This window comes from Kitasatospora sp. NPDC032150 (genome assembly GCF_055579945.1).
On record NZ_JBVIMH010000026.1, the window covers coordinates 91,472 to 110,139 of the forward strand.

Below are 18,668 nucleotides of genomic sequence, written 5' to 3' on the forward strand. Positions count from 1 at the left end.
GTAAAGTCAGGATGCGCTTTCCGCCGCGAGCCCGCGCAGGACGATCTCCCAGATCCGGGCGAGCGTCTCGGTGGTCCGGTCATCGAGTGCGTCCGTCCGGCCAGCCTGCCGCCGGGCCTGGTCCTCCGCTCCGAGGAGCAGGTAGTCGGCCAGGGTGGCGAGGACGGTCCGGTCCGCCGCCGGGCCCGACCGGCCCGCACCCGTGCGCCCCAGGTGTTCCTGGATCACCGGCGCCCAGGTGGCGGTCCAGTCGGGCCCGACCCCGGGCTGCTCCCTGGCCAGCCGGGCCGCGGCGCGCACGGCGGCGTCCTGCTCCAGCAGTTCGGCGAGGGCCACGGTCAGCGAGACCATCGACCGCATCGGGTCCTCCCGCCGCTCCGCCACCCGGCCCACCACGGCGAGGGTGGCGGCCTGGCCCTCCGCCCGGACCTCGGCCGCGAGGTCCTGCTTGCTCCGGAAGTGGAAGGTCAGCGCCCCCATGGAGATCCCGGCGGACCTGGTGATGTCGGCCAGGGACGATCCCGCGTACCCGTTGCGGTCGAACTCCCGCGCGGCGGCGCAGATCAAGCCTTGGCGCGTCCGGGCGGCCCTCTCCTGCATCACATGATCCTCCCCTGTCGGCGGGCGATGGTGCCGTGATCTGTTGTCCACCCGACGTTAGCCCGCGTGACCGCTGACTACAAAAATAAAAGTTACTATTATTTAGGTGGGACGATACGTGGCATACGAGGGGGAGCGATGACTCAACTCGACCAAGCCGCCGGAGCGTTGGCGGTCCGGGTCCTCGTCGTGGAGGATGACGCGGCCGAGGCCGAGACCCGGGTGCGCGACCTGCGTCGGCAGGGCTACTCCGCCCGGAGCGTCGACACCGGCGCGGAGGCGCTGAAGGCCCACCAGCAGTCGGACCTGGTCCTGCTCGACCTGGACCTGCCCGACATCGACGGCCTGGAGGTCTGCCGGCAGATCCGCGAGGCCGGGGACAAGCCGATCATCTCGGTGACCGCGCGCGACACCGAACTGGACCGGATCCTCGCCCTCCAGGCCGGAGCGGACGACTGCGTCGTCACCTCCTGCAGCCCGCGGGAGATGACCGCGCGGATCAGGGCCCTGCTGCGCCGGGCCTACCCGCGGTCGGACCCGGCCCGCACCGTCGTCCTCGATCCGCTGCGGATCGACGGCCGCACCCGGCAGGTCCGCCTGCGCGGCGAGCCGCTGACCCTCACCGCGAAGGAGTTCGAGCTGCTGTACGTCCTGGCGGCGAACCCGGAGAGCGTGCTGTCCCGGAAGGAACTGATGGCCCGGGTGTGGGACACCGACTGGTCGGACTCCAGCCGGACCATCGACACGCACGTGAGCGGGCTCCGGGCGAAGCTCGGCAGCACCTGGATCATCACGGTGCGCGGGGTGGGCTACCGCATCGGCCACGGGTGATTGGCCCCGCCCCGTCGCGGGGTCGGGACGCGGCCGGAACGCGGCGCGGCCCCTGATGGCCAGCGGTTTCGGAAACCGCTGTGCACCAGGGGCCGTTCCTCGTACCGGGGCCGGGCCGGGCCCGGTCTCCCGGGCGTCGGCCGGCCGTGGGTCAGAGCGCTCCCGGACGCTTGGCCGGGAAGGCGTGCGCGCGGGCGCCGACCACGACCAGGAGCACCGGCGCCAGCAGCGCCAGGACGAACCAGGGGAACGACGTCGGGCCGAGGGCGTCGAGGATGATGCCGCCGGCCGCGCCACCGCCGGCCATGAAGGAGTTCCAGGTGGTCACCAGCAGGGCCTGGCCGCGGTCGCCGCCCGCATCGGTCACCGCGGTCTGCAGCAGGGTCGCGACGCCGCCCCAGCCGAGCCCCCACAGCACCATCGCCAGGTAGACCACGGCGGCGTTGTCGGCGAGCAGCCCGAGCAGGACGGCGGCCACGATGAACAGCGCGGTGCTGGCGATGGTCAGCGTCCGCAGCCGGCGGTCGACCAGGGCGCCGGTGATCCAGATGCTCACCATCGAGGCGATGCCGAAGATCAGTAGCACCAGGTCACGCGAGCCGCCCATGTGGTACTTGTCGAGGAAGGTCGCGATGTAGGTGTAGAGGATGTTGTGCGCCAGGACGTACGCGGCAACCACGAACAGCACCGCCACCACACCGGGCAGGCGCAGTCCGCCCAGGATCGGCTCCCGCTTGCCCGCCCGCTGGCCGGGGTAGTCCGGGACGGACGCCATGATCCAGACCACCAGGGCGACGGAGACGACGGTCACCAGGCCGAAGGTCAGCCGCCAGCCGAAGACCTTGCCGAGGAACGTGCCGATCGGGATGCCCAGGGAGAGCGCGAGCGGGATGCCGGCCATGGTGATCGCGATCGCCCGGCCCTGGAGCTGCGGTGGCGCCAAGCGGCGCGCGTACCCGACCAGTTCGGCCCACACCACGGCGGCGGCCACGCCGGCGACCAGTCGGAAGGCCATGGTCAGCGTGTACGCGGACGAGACTGCGGTGACCGTGTTGGCGATGGCGAACGCCACCACCGCGACCACCAGGAGCTTGCGGCGGCGCCATGCCGCCGTGGCCATGGCCACCGGGATCGCCGAGAGTCCGGTGGCGATCGCGTAGATGGTCAGCGACTGCCCGGCCGCGGACTCGCTGACCGAGAGGTCGCGGGCCATCTCCGGGAGCACGCCCGCGGGCAGCGCCTCGGTCAGGATGCCCATGAAGGCGGCGGTGGCGAGCGCCAGCAACGGCGACCAGGGCAGCCCGCCGCCCTCCGGTGCGGCGGGAGCCTCAACGAGTGTGTCTGTCTGAGAAGTTGACATGCTGTTATCCTCGAACCCTCACATAGGTGTGAATGTCAAGCGGTTGGACATGAGGTGGGTCACATGCGGATCGGGGAGCTGTCGACGCGCACCGGAACCCCGCGCAGGCTGCTGCGCTACTACGAGGAGCAGGGGCTGCTAGTGGCCGACCGCTCCCCGAACGGCTACCGCGACTACGACGAGCGCTGCGTCGACCGGGTGCTGCAGATCAGGGGGCTGCTCGAATCGGGCCTGCCGACCCGGGTCATCAAGCAGATCCTGCCGTGCCTCGGTGGCCGTCTGATCCACGTGACCGGCGCCAGCGACGAGACGATCGCCACCCTGGAGCGCGAGCGGGACCGGATGCGGCAGCGCATCGAGTGCCTGACCCGCAGTCAGGAAGCCATCTCCGACTACCTCGACGCCGTGATCCGGCACCGGCGGCCTGCCGCCGGGCGGGCGGCCGGCACCATCGCGGAGCCGTCCTACGACCTGGCCGCGACGGCCTGACCGTACTGGACGGGGTTCGCCAGGACGACGCCGTGGCTGGTCACGTCGATGACCAGCCGGTCGCCGTCCTCGATCCGGAACCCGTCGTGGTAGCTGGCCTTGTCGGCGCCCAGCAGCAGGTAGTTCACCAGCCCGGGCCGGCGCAGCAGCGGGTACGAGAACAGGTGCTCCGCCATGTCCGGCACCCGGTGGTACAGGGAGTCGGCGCCGCAGGAGAAGTCCCCCGACCAGGCGGCGGCCCCGTCACGCTCGACGGTGACCCGGCCGGTCACCGTCCGGGGCGGCTCGTCGAGGAACAGCCACGGGGTGAGGGAGGTCTCGCAGAGCTTGGCGTACGGCGTCCAGGCCCACTTGTTCCGCAGGTGCAGGCCGATGTCGTTCAGGTCGTTGCCGAAGGTGTAGCCGGCGTAGTGCGGGTTTCCGTCCTCGTCATTGACGTAGACCAGCGCGACCTCCGGCTCCTCCAGCAGCCAGACCGGAGCGGCGGGGGTGACCAGTGGTTCGTCCGGCATCCGCAGCCAGGAGCCGAAGCCCTTGAGGTAGTAGTTGGGCGGGGTGAACTCCTCGTCCGGCGCCGGATCGCGGTCGAACTTGGAGCGGTGCGTGCCCATGAAGCCGTTGACCAGGGAGCTGTTGGTCGCGGTGGGCAGCAGCGGGGGGAGGTAGCGCAGTTCGGGGTCGTCCGCGCGCACCGAGACGGTCTCGGCCCCGCCGCCCGCCTCCCCGGTCACGGCCGCGGCGACGGCCTGCGGACCGCCGGCGATGACGGCGGCGCTCAGCTGCCCCTCGGCCACCCGGTGGAGGGTGTGTGGCTCGCCGGGGGCGGGGAGGCCGAGGCCCGCGTACCGCAGGCCCTTGTACTCGCACTCGAAGACGATGGTCATGACAGGGCTCCTAGGGAGGAGGGGGACTGGTCGGACACCAGGTGGGCCAGGGCCTTTGTGATGTGGTCCAGGGAGGCTCTGATCCAGGGGAGTCGGAGGGGGTCCGGGGCGGACAGGGCTTCGGAGCGCTCGGCGTCACTCTCGCCGTAGAGCCGGCTGGTCGCGGCTCTGATCCGCAGCGAGCGCATCTCCTCGCCGAAGGCACTGCCCGGCAGCAGGCCGACTCCGTGGCGCTCCGCCAGCAGGTCGGCCAACTCGCGGCCGTTGCCCACCTGGTGGACCCTGGCGAGCCGGTCCCGGAGCGGTTCGAAGTCGGGGTAGAGGTAGCAGGTGGCCCGGACCGGCGCGAGGGTGGCGCCGGCGGCGGTGAACCGCCGGGCCACCGCGCGGGCCACCACCTCGTGCAGCCGCTTGGCGGCAGCGACGTAGGCGACCACCTCGGGCGGCTCCTCGAAGGCGTGGGCCGCTGCGGCCTGCACCGGGGCCGCCATGCTGGACCAGATCTGGCTGGCCACGCCCACCAGCCGGGCCGAGAGCCCGAGCCCGAGCGGGCTGTCCGGGAGCCGGGCGACACCCGTGCGCCAGCCGCCGAGCGCCAGGTTCTTGGTCAGGCCGGTGGTGACGACCGTCCGCTCGGGCGCGAAGACGGCGGGGGAGACCGCCCGGTCGGCCGGGTCGAAGACCAGGTCGCAGTAGATCTCGTCGGAGACGATGACCAGGTCCAGCTCCCGTGCCGCGCGCGCCAGTTCCCGGACGGTGGCGGGGGTGGCGACGGTGCCGGTGGGGTTGTCGGGCAGGGTGACCACCACGCACCGCGGGTTCAGGCCCGCGGACCGGGCGCGCGCCACCGCCGCCCGGAGCAGCGCCGGATCGGGCACCCCGCCCTCCCCGGGCCGGCCGGGTACCGGGACGACCCGGGCCCCGGCCAGCCGGGCCTGTGCCGGGTAGCTGACCCAGCTCGGCACCGGCACCACCACGTCGCCGCCGATGGCGAGCACCAGGGCGAACAGCAGCGGCTTGCTGCCCGGGCCGCAGACCACGAGCTCGGGGTCGGTGTCCAGGCCCCGCCGCCGCCAGTAGCCGGCAGCCGCGGAGCGCAGCTCCTGGCTGCCGGCGACGGGGCCGTAGGCGTTGCGGCCCGCCGCCGCGGCCAGCCTCTCCCGCAGGACCGGCAGGACCGGGAGGCCGACCTCGCCGCTGGCCAGGGACAGGACCTGCTCCCCGGCGAGGCGCCGGCGGGCCAGTGCGTCGTCGGCGGCGAGGGTCGCCGACATGGTCACCGGTGCGGGGTGGGGCATGGTGCTCCTCCAGGGGGTACGGGCTGCGCGGAAGGGGCGCGGTCGGGGCGCGGACGGCGGCGGGTCGGGTCAGGCTCCGGCGTAGCGCTCCCGGAGCTCGACCTTGCGGACCTTGCCGGTCAGGGTCTTGGGCAGGGCGTCGACCACTTCCAGCCGCTCCGGGAGGAACCGGGGGGCCTGGCCGTGGTCGAGCAGGTGGGTGCGGATGTCCGCCAGCGTGGGCCGGGCCCCGCCGCGGGGGACGACGACCGCCAGGATCGGGTCGTCCACCTGCCCGGTGGGGCCGACCAGGGCGGCCTCGGTGACCGCCGGGTGCCGGGAGATGATCGCCTCCAGCTCGGCCATCGGGACGACCACCCCGTCGCGCAGGATGGTGTCCCTGGCGCGGCCCAGGATGCGGATGCCGTTGCGGCCGTCCTCCCGAGCCACGTCCCCGGTGTCGAACCAGCCGTCCTCGGTGAGCTCGGCGTCGAAGGCGTCCTGCTGCTTGTAGTAGCCGAGTGCCTGGGACGCGCCGCGCACCCGCAAACGGCCCACCGGGGCCCGCTTGCTGGGGTCGTGGCACAGGTCGATGCGGATCTCCATGGAGTCGATCGGCCGGCCGTGGCTGTGCGCCGCCCAGTCCTGGTTGTAGTCCAGCCGGCTGATGGTGACGGGACCGAACTCGGACATGCCCCACACCGAGTACGTGCGGGCATCGAAGGTGTCGCGCAGCTCGTCCACCAGCTCCTGGAGCACCGGCGCCGCACCGGTGATGGTGTGGCGCAGGCTGGACACGTCGTGCGGATCGCGCTGCTGGGCGGAGGCGACGCCGGACAGGGTCGGCGGCGGCCCGTACAGCACGGTGGCGCCGTACCGCTCGACCAGGTCCAGCAGGCCGACGTGGTCCGGACCGTCCTGGAAGGCGATCGTCCCGCCGAGCATCACCCCGGCGAGGATGCCCTGGCCGAAGCCGGAGTAGTGCACCAGGGGCGTGGTGACCGCGACCACCAGGTCGTCGCAGAGCAGGAAGGTGTCCACGTAGCCGCGCACGCCCGAGTGCACGGTGTTCTGGCTGTGCACCACGCCCTTGGAGAATCCGGTCGTGCCGGACGTGAACAGCACCACGAACGGCTCGTCGGGCCGGAGCTGGCGGCCCTCCAGGTCGCCCATGCGCTCCTTCTCCCAGTGCACGGAGACGAAGTGGTCGTGGAAGTCGATCGCGTCTTCGGGAGCGTGGCCGTCGACCACCACCACGTGCTCCAGCGGAAGTTCGCCGCGCAGCGCGTTCACCGTCCCGGCGAGTGGGTAGCCCTCCCACTCCGGCACGGTGATGCACACCCGGGCCCCGGTGAGCGAGAGCCGGTGGCGCAGCTCCTCCTCCTGGCAGACCGGCGCGATGGGGCAGATGACGGCGCCGACCGCCATGCAGGCGAACATCAGCGGCACCATCTCCCACCGGTTGGGCAGCTGGACGGCGACCACGTCGCCCCGCTCGACACCCAGTTCCAGCAGGGCCCCGGCGAACCGGTCGGCCAACCGGGACAGTTCGGCGTAGTCGAGGGTGTCGGTGCGGGCCTCGTCCAGGCGCCGTCCGGCGATGGCCAGCTTGCGCGGCCGCAGCCGGGCCTGCCGGCGCAGGTCGTCGAGGAAGGTCTCGTCGCGCCACCAGCCGCGCCGTCGGTACTCGGCCAGGCGGTCCGCGGCCGAGGTGGTGGCCGCCTTGGCGGTGGCCGGGCTCACCGGAGCTCCTGCCGGCGGGTCGCGAGCAGCTCGGGCAGCGGGTCGCCCGCGCGGGACGCGGCGATCTCCAGCAGGTCCCGGGTGTTGCGGCGGACCTTGTCGGCGACCCAGTCGAAGACCCACGCCTTGCGCGCGTGTGCCGGCAGTTCGAACGGGACGACCCGGGTGACGGCCAGGGCCGCCGAGCCGGCGCCGCCGATGTTCGCGATGACGCCCGGGACCAGGGTGACGCCCGCGGCGGCCGCCTTCTCCTTCGCCTCGGCGCTGGAGGCGAGGTTGGCGCCCTCGACCACCAGGCCGGCGCGCAGCCGGTGGGTGTTCTCGGCGTTGAGCGCGTACTTCTGGGCGGCGAGGACCAGCAGGTCGGCGTCGACGTCGAGCCAGGCGTCCGGCGCGGTGTCCACGGTGACGTGCTGAGGTAGCCGGGAGTGGTCGATCCGGCCGAACTCGTCGGTGATGGCGGCCAGGTCGGCGACCGGCAGCCGGTCCGCGCGGACGGTGCCCTGCACGTCGGCGACGCCGACGACGAGGTGCCCGCGCTCCTCCAGGAACCGCGCGACCGCGCGGCCCACCGCGCCGAAGCCCTGGATGACGACCCGGGCGGGCTCGGTGCGGCCGCCCGCCTCCAGCGCGGTGAGCGCGGCGACGCCGACGCCGTGGCCGGTGCAGTCGATCAGCGGCTCGTAGTACGTCCGCCAGTCGACGGGCATGTCCGGCGCGCCCAGCCGGTAGCGCGGGTCGTAGCCGGCCTCCTCGAAGAACACCGCGCGGTCGGCGGGGGTGACGCCCATGTCGATGCCCAGGTGGATGCCGCCGTGCAGCAGCGGCTTGACGGTGCGGCCGAAGGTGCGGAAGGTCTGCTCGCGGTCACTGCCGTCGGAGACGATGCCGGCCTTGGCGCCGCCGATGCGCAGACCGGCGAGGGTGAACTTCTCGGTCATGTCGCGGGCGAGGCCGGCCACCTCCTCCTCGGTGACGCCCGGGGTCATCCGGGTGCCGCCCATCGCCAGCCCGTCGACGAGGCTGTCGACGACCACCCATCCCTTGACGCTGCCGCCGCTGCCGCCCAGGTGGACGGTGAACGCGGGCTGCTGCGGTCCTTCCAGATCGGTCATGTCCAAGTCCTCCAGTACATGAGGTGGTTGGTGCTGCGGGGTGCGGTCACCGGTAGAGCTCGGCGAAGCCGCGCAGGATCTCCAGGCCGTCGCGGCGGAACTCCAGGTGGGCCTGCGAGCCGAGGATCCGGCCGTCCTCGGAGCGCAGGAACTCCACCGGCGCGTGCTCGGAGCACCCGATCGAGCGGAAGCCCTCAGGCGCCTCCTGCAGGTAGAGGGTGTGGCGGTGGAAGACCGTCACCGTCGGCTTCACGTACGCGAAGAGCGGCTCCTCGGTGTCGACCTGCACGTCGAATCCGCCGACCCGCTGCGGCCCCTCGGCAAGCCGGCCGCCGGCCGAGACCGCGAGGATCTGCATGCCGCCGCAGATGCCGAACACCGGGACGCCCGAGCCCATGACCAGGTCGACCAGTGGCCGGTAGAAGTCGTGGTCCCAGGCCCGGACCTTGGTGCCGCTCAGGACGATCGCCTGGTGGCGGCCGTCGAGTCGGGCGGGTACCGACGCCGCGTCGACCACGTCCGTATCCGAGCCCAACTCCTCGAATCTGGAGCGGAGTTGCTTCAGGGACAGGGTTCCGTTGTTGACGACGAGCACACGGGATCGCGCCATGTGCGTACTCCTCACGTTCGCGTGATGACGGTGCCGGTACGGGCGGCGAGCAGCTCGGTGACCGGCGCGCTGCCGATCACGACCTGCCCGACACCCCGGTCCAGGGCCTCGCCCGCGGCCCGCAGCTTCTTGCGCATGCCGCCCTTGGCGCCCCGGTCGCGGAACTCGGCCGCGGCCTCGGCGGTGATCCGGTGCACCGGCTCGCCGTCGATCAGCAGGTGCGTGACATCGGTGACCAGCACCAGATCGGCGGCGCCGGTGGCCCCGGCGACGGCGGCGGCGGCCCGGTCGGCGTCGGTGTTCACCTCCTGCCCGGCGGCGTTGCGGGCCAGCGGCGTGACCAGGCGGCACCGGCCGGGCCGCAGGTCCGCCAGCGGGCCCGGGTCCACCCCGGTGATCGGCCCGACCAGGTTCTCCAGCTCGACCAGCTGCTTGTCCTGCCACCACCAGCGCTCGCCCTCACCCGCGCTGACCAGGCCGTCGCTGCCGACCAGGCGCTCGGTGCCGATGCCCCGCGCTTCGAGCAGGCCGATGACCTGCTCGGCCAGTTCGGCGCTGACCCGCTTGATGTCGGCGATCACCTGCGGGGTGGTCCACCGGCTCTGGTTGCCGTAGCGGTCCCGCAGGATCGCCGACGGCTCGGAGTACTCCGGCCGCAGCTCCCTGAGCGGCTTGGACCAGCCGTGCACGAGGACGAGCGGATGGTCGCGCCCGTGCTCGGCCAGGTCGTCCCACCACGCCTCGGACATGGCGTGCAGGGTGGAGCCGCCGAGCTTGACCACCGTGGGTGCCGCAGCGCTCATGCCGGCATCACCGGCTGCATCGTCAGCCCCGTCTCCTCCGGCAGCGAGAACCGCTTGTTGATCGCCTGCACGGCCTGGCCGGCGGCGCCCTTGACCAGGTTGTCCAGGGCGGCCAGCACGACGATCCGCCCGCCCTCCGGGTCGTGCAGGACGGTCACGTCGCAGTAGTTGGAGCCCAGCACCGCCTGCGGGTCGGGCACCGGGATGAGCGTCTCGTCGTGCCGGCGGACCCGCACGAAGTGGTGCCCCTTGTAGAAGCGCAGGTAGGCGCGCTGCAGGGAGCGGCTGTCCACCTCGTCGTCGGTGAACACGTAGGAGCTGGCCATCAGCCCCCGCACGTGCGACACCCCGTACGCAGACATGCTCAGCGAGCCGATCCGCCCGGGCTTGCCCCGGTCCAGGAAGTCGCGCACCTCCGCCGCGTGGCGGTGCCCCACCGGCGCGTACGGCGCGATCGCGCCGTTGCGCAGCGGGTGCAGGTCCGCCGTGCGCAGCTGCAGGCCGCCGCCGCTGGAGCCGCTCTTGCCGTCCACCACCACGGTCCTCAGGTCGAGGCCGAGGGAGAGCACCAGCGGGGCGAGCCCCAGGGTGATCGCGGTGGCGTAGCAGCCGGGCAGGGAGATCAGCGCGGCGTCGGCGAGCTGGTCGCCGACGAGCTCCGGCACGCCGTAGACGAACCGGTCGGCCAGCCCGTCCGGGCGTGGCACACCCGGGTACCAGCGGTCGTGGAGCTCGGGGGTGCGGATCCGGAAGGCGCCGCTCAGGTCGATGACGCACGGGACGCGGTCGGCCAGCCGTACCGCGAGCTCGGCCGAGACGGGCGCCGGCGTCGCCAGCAGGACGACGTCGCAGCGGTCCGACAGGTCCTCGGGGACCGGCTCGACCACCAGGCCGAGGTCCAGCCGCAGGCCCGGGTGGAGCTCGGCCGGGCGCCGCCCGGCGCTGGACGCGCCACCCAGGAAGGTCAGCTCCAACTCGGGGTGCTGGGTCACCAGTCTGATCAGCTCGCCGCCGGCGAGCCCGGAGGCGCCGACCACTCCGACGCGGATCATCCGACGACCTCCCTCAGGTAGCGGGCGACGGCCGTGGCGACGTCCGCCCCGGTCGCCGAGGCCACCGCCTTGAAGGCCGGCGCGTGGTTGACCTCGTTGACGAGGTAGCCGCCGGGCGTGTTGAACAGGTCGATGCCGTAGATGCCCTCGCCGAGCTCGTCCACCACACTGTCGACGATCTTCAATACCTCGGGGTCGTGCTCCACGGCGCGGTGGCGGTTGCCCAGGGCCGCGTTGCTGCGCCAGTCGGTCCCGGCGCTCTCGAACTCGGCGGCCGCGACCAGCTCCCGGCCGGCGACGAAGCAGCGGATCGAGGAGCCGCCGCTCAGGTAGGGCTCGATCAGGCAGGCCTGCTCGAAGCCGTGCCCGAGGTCCTCGACGTAGTCGTAGACGGACGGGGCCGTGTCGGAGGTGCGCAGCAGCGCCACCCGCTTGCCCATGCCGCCGAAGACGGGCTTCAGCACCACGGGCATCGGCAGCTCGGCGAGCGCCTTGTCGAAGTCCTTCCGGGACAGGATGAGCCGGAAGTCGGGCACCGGCACACCCGCGCTGCGCAGCACCGCGCGCAGGGACAGCTTGTTCTCGCAGACGCGGATGGCCGAGGCCGAGTTCAGGGTGGGTATCCGCGCCGCCTCCGCGAGGGTGGCGACCAGGCCGCCCCGGGTGTAGCTGCGGCTGCGGACGAGGACGGCGTCGTAGCCCTTCAGCGGCGCCTGCTCGGGGTGGCCGAGGCAGAGCGACTCGTCGTTGACCCAGTCGATGCGCAGCCCCAGGTCCGGGGCGACGTCGATCAGCCGGCGTTCCTCCCAGCCGATCCGGTCCGCGATGATGGCGATGGTCCGGTCCATGGGATCACTGGCCCCAGTCACGGAGCTGGACCTCGACCATCTGGAGCGAGAGCTCTCCGCCTCGGACGTCGTCCACCCGGAGCGTCAGCATGCACTCGGGGCAGGAGAGGGTCTCGCCCTGCACCATGGGCGGGGTGGTCAGATCGGTCTCGCACTCGGGGCAGGAACCGGTGAGCGTGTCGGTGGGCACGGGTGTCCTCCAGGGTTTCCGGTTGGGGTGTCGGCGCTTTGACGTTCGGGCGGTTCGGGGGACGGCGGTCGTTCGGGTGGTCCGGTCTCCGGGAGCACCGGATCAGCGGGACTGGAAGTCGACGGCGGCCTTGCGGACGGCGTCCCGGTCGAGCAGCCGGCGTTCGCCGCTCTCCTGGCGCGCGGTCAGCCAGTCGGTGAAGGCGTCGACGTCGACCTCGATGCCCGAACCGTCGAGGGCCCAGCCGACGAGGGCGGGCGTCAGACGGGTGCGCACGCGCAACTCCCGTGCGTTCCCGACGAGTTCGGCGGGAAGGGTCTCGTAGGCCTCCGGGTGGCTGAGCTGGCCGGGCAGCTCGTAGGCGAAGGCGTGCGGGGTGGTAGGGCCGGACTGGAAGGCGTCGCCGAGCTGCGCCCCGTGCAGGGCGAGCCGGCTCAGCTCGGTGAGGTGGGTCAGGTCGAAGCGGGTGTCGCCGTAGACGACGCGCAGCGAGGTCAGCAGTTCGGCCAGCGGGGCGTTGCCGCCGCGCTCGCCGATGCCGCCGACCGTGGCGGAGATCCAGGCCGCGCCGGCCCGGTGGGCGGCCAGCGAGTTGGCGACCGCCATGCCCAGCATGTTGTGCGAGTGGATCTCGATCTCGGACCCGTCGATCGCGGTGAGGTTCCCGATCACCTCCTCCATCTGCCAGGGCGACAGACAGGCGACGGTCTCCGCGAGCCGGAAGCGGTCGGCGCCGGCCGCGAAGCCCGCCGTGACGTAGGGGACGAGCCGCTCCTTCGGGGTGCGGGCACCGTCCTCGCCGCTGAACGTGACGTGGAAGCCGTGGTCCTTGGCCAGGCCGATGGCGGTACGGGCCAGCGCGTTGAGGTACTTGAGACTCGGCGAGCCGAGTTTGAGCTTCGCGTGCTGCTCGGACGTCGGGATCGAGAACATGACGTACCGGACGCCCAGCCGCTTGGCCTCGTCCAGGGCCTTCGCGACCTGATGGCGGTCCCGGACCATGACCAGGGACATGCTGTTCTCCGGGCCGATGGCCTCGTGGGTGGCGGTGATCAGGTCGGCGTCCTTGGACGAGGGGCCGGAGATCATCCCCACCTCGACCAGTTCCACCCCGGTGCGTACCAACAGCTTCGCGATGCGTGCGGCGTCCCTGGGGCCGAACTCCACGCCGGCCATGTGCGCGGAGTCCCGCAGGGTCGCGTCGGACAGGCGGGGCAGTGGCTGGGGTGGGGCGCTCTGGTGCTCTGTTGCTGACATGGCGTTCCCTCCGTTTCCCGGAGTCGGGTTCCTTTTTCCCGCTGCGAAACATGCTGGGTGATTCACCGGTGGACCCGCAATGATTTCTTCGTCAGGGCTTTGTCAGGGACTGTCAGGGACCGTTGCGCCTCGGCAATGACCTGTGCCGAAAGGTAGTTGACTGTGCTCCACAGGCCATGGATTGTTGCACGCGGGCAATTTTCGGGCCGGTCGGTCGGCAATCAGCGCAGAGCTCGCTACGGTGTTCGAGAATTCCTGGGAATCGAGCCCCGGAAAAAGGAGAGAAGGGGATCTGAATGGTTTTTCCGAATTCTCCGACCGGCCACGGCCCGGACGGCTTCGAGCCGGCCTGGGCCGAGCGTGCCCGCAGCCTCGCGGATCGGGTGGCGCGGCCGACCGCGGCCGACCGCGACCGCGCCGGCCGCTGGGACCACGCGCTCTTCGCCGAGCTGGCCGCCGACCGCCCCGGGCCCGGCCTCGCCGGGCCGCTGGTACCGCGCGCGCTCGGCGGCGGGGGCCTGTCCGCCGCCCAGACCTGCGCCCTCCTGGAGGGGCTGGGCGAGGGAGCCCGCGATCCCGGGCTCGCCCTCGCGGTCGGCGCGCACTCGGTGCTCGCCACCGTGCCGATCCGGGCGTTCGGCAGCGCCGGGCAGCGCGAGTGCTATTTGCCCCGGATGGCCTCGGGCGAGTGGCTGGGCTCGGTGTCGCTGCACCAGACCCGGGGCGCCGCCGCCGACCCCGCCGTGGCGGCCCGGCCCGCCGGTGACGGAAGCGGCGGCTGGGTGCTCGGCGGCGACCTCGACCTGGTCGTCGGTGCCCCGGTGGCCCACCACTTCCTGGTCGTCGCCGGGCACCACGGTGGTCGGACGGCGTTCTTGGTGGACGCCACCGCGCCCGGCCTGCGGATCGCCGACGCGGGCCCGGAGGCGATGCCCACCTGCCGCTGGGGCCGCCTCGTCCTGGACGACTGCGCTCTCCCGCAGGAGGCCGTGCTGGGCACGGTCGGCGGCGCCCCGGACGAGGTGGAGCCGCTGCTGGCGGCGCTGGACTGGGTCTTCACCAGTGCGCCCTGGCTCGGTCTGCTACGCGCCCTGACCCGGGACGCCCTCGACGGCGCCGGAGACCGCCGGCTCTTCGGCCGGCCGCTGACCCACTCCCAGTCCGCGCGCTTCGCCCTGGCGGACCTGGCCACCCGGTGCGAGCTGGCCGCCGGGCTGCTGTACCGGGCGGCGGCCCAGTTCGACGCCGGGCGTCCCTCGCTCGCCGATGCGGCCGCCGCCCGGCTCTTCGTGGCGTCCGCCGCCCGCGCGGTCACCGAGGGAGCGGCGCGCCTGGCCGGGCCGTCGTCCGCCACCGGTGACCGGCTGATCGAACGGACGCACCGCGACGCGCTGTTCTTCGCAGAGACCGGCGGTGTCGACGTGCTGCACCCGGTGATCGCGGCATCCGTGCTGGAACTCGGCTGAGTGTGAAGAGGAGAGCGACATGAACGAACGTCACACGACCGCCACCGCGTTCGACTTCTCCGGTATCGCGGTGCGGGCCGCCGAGACCGACGCGGCGGCCCGAATACCGAGCCAGAACTGGAAGGACCTGGTCGACAGCGGCTATCTGCGGCTGTTCTCACCGCGGGAGATCGGCGGCCTCGGAGCCGATCCGCTCACCCAGACCGCGGCCATGGAGGCCCTCGCCCGGGCCTGCCCCGGCACCTACTGGTCGGCGACCGTGTCCGCGCTGCTGTGCGTCAAGCTGATCTCCGCCTACGCCGATCCCCGGACGCACGACCGGCTGGTCCGGCCGCTGCTCTCCGGCGAGCGGCTGGCCTGCTTCGCCGTGGCCGAGACGACCGCGGGCAGCGACTCCGGCACCATCCGCACCGCGGTGCGTGCCGCCGGTCCGGGCGGTGGGTTCGTCATCCGCGGCGAGAAGTCCAGGATCACCAACGCGCCCAACGCCGACCTGGCCGTGGTGCTCGCCCGCCGGGAGCGGCTTGCCGGGGACGACGGCCCCGCCTGGTGCCTCGCCTTCGTGGACCTCCACCAGCCGGGCGTCAGCCGCTACGAGATCCCGCGCATGGGGCTGCGCGGCATGCCCTGGGGCGGCCTCGTCCTCGACGACGCCCACATCGCGCCCACCGACCTGGTGCCGGTGCCGATCGAGGAGCTCGCCGAGACCATGGCGTGGGGGTGGCTGAAGAACTCCTTCGCGGCGATCGGCGTCGCGGAGTCGGCCCTGGCCGCCGCCACGCGGCACGCCCTGGAGCGGGTCTCGTTCGGCCGTCCGCTGGCGCACATGGAGGGGGTACAGGCCCAACTCGCCCAGTCCCGTGCGCAGATCGACGCCACCCGGCTGCTGGCCCGCCGGGCGGCGTGCGAGCGCGCCGCCGGCCGGTCCGCGCGGGACCTGATCGCGATGCTCAAGATCTACGCCACCGAGATGGCCGTCGAGGTCGCCGCCCGGGCCGTGCAGATCCACGGCGCGACCGGCGTGACCCACGGTCACGAGGTGGAACGGCTCTACCGGGACGCCCAGATGAACGTCATCGGCGGGTTCACCTCCAACCGGCTGCGCGAGCAGGTCGCCGAGGGGCTCGGCCTGGGGCCGGCGGTCTTCCGCACCTTCGACTGGGTGGTACCCGCCGGTCTGGGCCACGACCCGGCGGGCCTCGACGGCTTCCCCCGCCCGGCCGCGGCCGCCTGAGAACGCGCTCGGCCGGCCGCACGCTGCTCGTGGCAGCGCTCGGCCGGCCGAGGCGCGTCTGGTGACGCCGGGAGCGCGGCGTCCATCGATCGGGTGCTAGCACGGTTCGGGGCCGGTTACGCCCGGGGAGAGCGTGTTCAAGGTTTCCTTCACACGGTCGACGTCCAGCCAGCCGTTGAACTTCGGCTCCCACCAACGCGGATGAGGTCATCGGCAGGAGCAATGCCGAACGCCCCCGGCGCGGTGACCACCGCACCGGGGACGTTCGGCCGGCGCGGGTCGGATCAGCCGATCCCCTCGCCCTCGCCGCCGCTGGCCAGGTTGCCCTTCGGCAGCAGCGCGAACACCACCACCGCACTGACGAAGCTGAGCACCGCGCCCACGACCATCGCCAGGTGCATACCGCCGGTGAACGCAGACCCGGCCGACCGCACCAGATCGTCGGCCCGCTCGGTACCGAGCCCGCCGGCGACGGCCTTGACCGCGCCCACCGAGTCGCGCACCTTGTCCGCCAACTCGCCCGGCAGCCCGCTCAGATGCGAGGACAACCGGTCCGAGTAGACCGACGCGAGCACACTGCCGAGAATGGCGATCCCCAGTGCACCGGAGCTCTGCCGCACCCAGTGACTCGCGCCGCTCGCCACTCCGGCCAGCTCCTTAGGCACCGCGCTCAGACTCGCCGCGATCGCCTGCCCCACGTTCAGCCCGGCCCCGAACCCGGTGAACCCGAGACTCACCCCGATGATCGTGTACGAGGACGAGGCATCTGCCGTGACCAGTGCGAGCATGCCCACGCCGACCAGCACCAGCCCGATCGCGATCACCGCCCGGCTGCCGATCCGCGCGGCCAGCGGCCCGGCCAGCACGCTCGACGCCGTGAACAGCACGGCCAGGGGCACCAGCCCGAGCCCGGCGTTCAGCGGCTGGTAGCCCAGCACACCCTGCAGGTACTGGGTCAGCACGAACATGATGCCGCTGAACACGAAGAAGCTCAGCGACGTCGCCAGCGACCCCACCACGAACACCCGCAGCCGCAGCAGCCGCAGGTCCAGCACCGGGGCCTTCGCCTTCCGCTGCGACAGCACGAACACCGCGAGCAGCAGCACACCCGCCACGCCCGCGCCCACCGTCGGCACCGACGTCCAACCCCGGTGCGGCCCCTCGATCACGGAGAACAGCAGCCCGCCCGTTCCGACGGTGGACAGCAGCACGCCCGGCAGGTCCAGGCCCCCGGACGCCGTCTCCGGCGCCCGGTGCTTGATCAGCAGCTGCGCGGCCACCGACGAGACCACCACCAGCGGGATGTTGATCAGGAAGACCGAGCCCCACCAGAAATGGTTCAGCAGGTACCCGCCCAGCACCGGTCCGAGCGGAAGACCCAGCACCGTCATCGCGCTCAGCACACCGATCGCCTTGCCCAGTTCGCCCTTGGGGAAGCTGACCGTCACCAGCGCCAGCGACGCGGGCAGAATGCCGGCCCCGCCCACACCGAGCATCGCCCGCCAGGCCACCAGCTGCGCCGTGCTGGTCGCCGTCATGCACAGCACGGACGACACGCCGAACAGGGCCAGGCACGCGATCAGCAGTCTCTTGTGCCCGAACTGGTCACCCAGCCGACCGCCGATCAGCATCAACGCCGCGAACGTCAGGATGTACGAGTCGTTGACCCAGGCGAGATCGCTCGCGGACGCCGACAGGTCGACCGCCAGGGATGGCAGCGCGATGTTGACGACGGTCGCGTCCACCTCGACGATGGTCACGACCAGGCACAGTACGGCCAGCACCAGCCAGCGCCGGGGCGAGAAGCCCGCGGCGTCGTCGTTCCCTGTCGATGCTGGGTCGCTCTGGTCCCTCGTGGAGTCCACCAGGGAGTTCGGATTGGACACCGGATTCTCTCTTTCAAGCTGGTGTGCGGTGTGAACGGACGGCCGCGGTACCGGGTGGTCGACCCGGCACCGCGGCGGGAATCACCGCTACGAGCTCCGGCCGGTGGGCCTACTCGGAGCGGGAAGCCAGGGCGGCGGAGATGACGCGGCCGATCTCGGCGGCCGGGCCGGGCTGCATCATCTCGCCGTGGCTGCAGGCGACATCGACCTTGTAGACCACGCCGTCGACGTACCGGTCCCAGCTGTCCCGGCTCGGGGAGGCCTCGGTACGCCCCGTCGTGGCCGTGAACAGCAGCGCGTTCCCCTTGAACGTGCCGGGCCTGAACTGGCGCAGCAGATCGACGTTGTGGACCCAGGTGTCGACCAGGTTGCGCACCTGGTCGAGCCGCAGGAACTGGACCGCCTCGACCTGGCTGTGCATGATCGCGGCGAACCGGTCCCGGTCGAGGGACGGCAGGTCCGCCTCCTCGACCCGCAAGCCGAAGTCGTCCAACAGCAGTGCCAGCGCCTCGTTCTCGGTCACCTCCACGGTTCCGAAGGCGTATTCCTCACCCGGGTAGGTGTCGAGGATCGCGACGAACTCGACCTCCTCGCCCTGCTGTTGGAGCTCCACGGCGACCGTGTGCGTCACCAGCCCGCCGAAGGACCAGCCGAGCACGTGGTACGGACCGGTCGGCTGGACGCTTCGCATCTGCTCGATGTAGTCCCGGGCCATGTCCTCGACACTCGCCGGCCGCAGCCCCGGGCTACCGAGGCTGCGTGCCTGGATGGCGTACAGCGGACGGTCCTTGCCGATGCTGCTGAGGAGTGCCGAGTAGGGCCAGCCGAAGCCCAGCCCCGGATGGATGCAGAACAGTGGTGACTTGTCCCCGGTCGGCCGCAGCGGCAACAGCACGTCGAACGGGTCCTTGGCCCCGCCGCTCTCGACGAGGTGGGCGAGTTGGGTGGTGGTGGGGTTGTCGAAGAGGTCGCGGATGGTGAGGTTGGTGTTGAGGGTGGTGTTGATGCGGGTGATGAGGCGGG

General features: G+C 72.3%; 18 protein-coding genes. 4 read left to right on the forward strand and 14 right to left on the reverse strand.

What is annotated here, in order from left to right:
• Positions 1-6: 6 nt before the first annotated feature.
• The gene (locus tag ACZ5ON_RS26490; RefSeq protein WP_465597629.1) at positions 7-600 is read right to left on the reverse strand and encodes a TetR family transcriptional regulator; all 594 of its coding nucleotides are present in this window, start codon (positions 598-600) and stop codon (positions 7-9) included.
• Positions 601-738: 138 nt separating this feature from the next.
• Here ACZ5ON_RS26490 and ACZ5ON_RS26495 point away from each other — a divergent pair, with 138 nt between their 5' ends.
• Positions 739-1,431 carry a winged helix-turn-helix domain-containing protein gene (locus ACZ5ON_RS26495; protein WP_465597632.1) on the forward strand — a complete coding sequence of 231 codons (693 nt, stop codon included), beginning with the start codon at positions 739-741 and terminating at the stop codon, positions 1,429-1,431.
• A gap of 151 nt (positions 1,432-1,582) precedes the next feature.
• On the opposite strand, the gene ACZ5ON_RS26500 is transcribed toward ACZ5ON_RS26495, so the two are convergent.
• Positions 1,583-2,791 (reverse strand): MFS transporter, encoded by a 1,209-nt coding sequence (locus ACZ5ON_RS26500; RefSeq protein ID WP_465597635.1) that lies wholly within the window; start codon positions 2,789-2,791, stop codon positions 1,583-1,585.
• Between the two features lie 63 nt (positions 2,792-2,854).
• On the opposite strand from ACZ5ON_RS26500, the gene ACZ5ON_RS26505 reads away from it, so the two are divergent.
• Positions 2,855-3,280 carry a MerR family transcriptional regulator gene (locus tag ACZ5ON_RS26505; protein ID WP_465597638.1) on the forward strand — a complete coding sequence of 142 codons (426 nt, stop codon included), beginning with the start codon at positions 2,855-2,857 and terminating at the stop codon, positions 3,278-3,280.
• Here ACZ5ON_RS26505 and ACZ5ON_RS26510 read toward each other — a convergent pair.
• The 10 genes from ACZ5ON_RS26510 to ACZ5ON_RS26555 form a co-directional block, all read right to left on the reverse strand.
• On the reverse strand, positions 3,256-4,164 hold the full coding sequence (locus tag ACZ5ON_RS26510) for a fumarylacetoacetate (FAA) hydrolase (protein WP_465597641.1): 909 nt from the start codon (positions 4,162-4,164) through the stop codon (positions 3,256-3,258). The genes ACZ5ON_RS26505 and ACZ5ON_RS26510 overlap by 25 nt on opposite strands.
• Positions 4,161-5,462 (reverse strand): pyridoxal phosphate-dependent aminotransferase, encoded by a 1,302-nt coding sequence (locus tag ACZ5ON_RS26515; RefSeq protein ID WP_465597644.1) that lies wholly within the window; start codon positions 5,460-5,462, stop codon positions 4,161-4,163. Before ACZ5ON_RS26515 ends, ACZ5ON_RS26510 begins: the two co-directional genes overlap by 4 nt.
• A gap of 69 nt (positions 5,463-5,531) precedes the next feature.
• Positions 5,532-7,184 carry an AMP-binding protein gene (locus ACZ5ON_RS26520; RefSeq protein ID WP_465597647.1) on the reverse strand — a complete coding sequence of 551 codons (1,653 nt, stop codon included), beginning with the start codon at positions 7,182-7,184 and terminating at the stop codon, positions 5,532-5,534.
• Complete coding sequence (locus ACZ5ON_RS26525) at positions 7,181-8,299, reverse strand: Glu/Leu/Phe/Val dehydrogenase dimerization domain-containing protein (RefSeq protein ID WP_465597650.1); 1,119 nt, start codon at positions 8,297-8,299, stop codon at positions 7,181-7,183. Before ACZ5ON_RS26525 ends, ACZ5ON_RS26520 begins: the two co-directional genes overlap by 4 nt.
• A 46-nt stretch (positions 8,300-8,345) precedes the next feature.
• Positions 8,346-8,909, reverse strand: coding sequence for a type 1 glutamine amidotransferase (locus tag ACZ5ON_RS26530; RefSeq protein WP_465597653.1), 564 nt, complete (start codon positions 8,907-8,909; stop codon positions 8,346-8,348).
• Between the two features lie 11 nt (positions 8,910-8,920).
• Positions 8,921-9,712, reverse strand: a complete 792-nt coding sequence (locus ACZ5ON_RS26535) for an amino acid kinase family protein (protein WP_465597656.1) — start codon at positions 9,710-9,712, stop codon at positions 8,921-8,923.
• The gene (gene argC, locus ACZ5ON_RS26540; protein ID WP_465597659.1) at positions 9,709-10,764 is read right to left on the reverse strand and encodes an N-acetyl-gamma-glutamyl-phosphate reductase; all 1,056 of its coding nucleotides are present in this window, start codon (positions 10,762-10,764) and stop codon (positions 9,709-9,711) included. Before argC ends, ACZ5ON_RS26535 begins: the two co-directional genes overlap by 4 nt.
• Positions 10,761-11,612: an ATP-grasp domain-containing protein gene (locus ACZ5ON_RS26545; RefSeq protein WP_465597662.1), complete on the reverse strand. Its 852-nt coding sequence runs from the start codon at positions 11,610-11,612 to the stop codon at positions 10,761-10,763. The genes argC and ACZ5ON_RS26545 overlap by 4 nt, the downstream gene beginning before the upstream one ends.
• Positions 11,613-11,616: 4 nt before the next feature.
• On the reverse strand, positions 11,617-11,802 hold the full coding sequence (locus ACZ5ON_RS26550) for a lysine biosynthesis protein LysW (protein ID WP_344640516.1): 186 nt from the start codon (positions 11,800-11,802) through the stop codon (positions 11,617-11,619).
• Between the two features lie 102 nt (positions 11,803-11,904).
• Positions 11,905-13,059: an isopropylmalate synthase gene (locus tag ACZ5ON_RS26555; RefSeq protein WP_465597665.1), complete on the reverse strand. Its 1,155-nt coding sequence runs from the start codon at positions 13,057-13,059 to the stop codon at positions 11,905-11,907.
• 296 nt (positions 13,060-13,355) lie between these two features.
• Here ACZ5ON_RS26555 and ACZ5ON_RS26560 point away from each other — a divergent pair, with 296 nt between their 5' ends.
• Positions 13,356-14,525, forward strand: a complete 1,170-nt coding sequence (locus ACZ5ON_RS26560) for an acyl-CoA dehydrogenase family protein (RefSeq protein WP_465597668.1) — start codon at positions 13,356-13,358, stop codon at positions 14,523-14,525.
• 19 nt (positions 14,526-14,544) lie between these two features.
• The gene (locus tag ACZ5ON_RS26565; RefSeq protein WP_465597670.1) at positions 14,545-15,759 is read left to right on the forward strand and encodes an acyl-CoA dehydrogenase family protein; all 1,215 of its coding nucleotides are present in this window, start codon (positions 14,545-14,547) and stop codon (positions 15,757-15,759) included.
• Between the two features lie 284 nt (positions 15,760-16,043).
• On the opposite strand, the gene ACZ5ON_RS26570 is transcribed toward ACZ5ON_RS26565, so the two are convergent.
• On the reverse strand, positions 16,044-17,645 hold the full coding sequence (locus tag ACZ5ON_RS26570) for an MFS transporter (RefSeq protein WP_465597673.1): 1,602 nt from the start codon (positions 17,643-17,645) through the stop codon (positions 16,044-16,046).
• Positions 17,646-17,754: 109 nt separating this feature from the next.
• On the reverse strand, positions 17,755-18,668 hold a 914-nt coding region (locus tag ACZ5ON_RS26575), incomplete at its 5' end, for a thioesterase domain-containing protein (protein ID WP_465597676.1).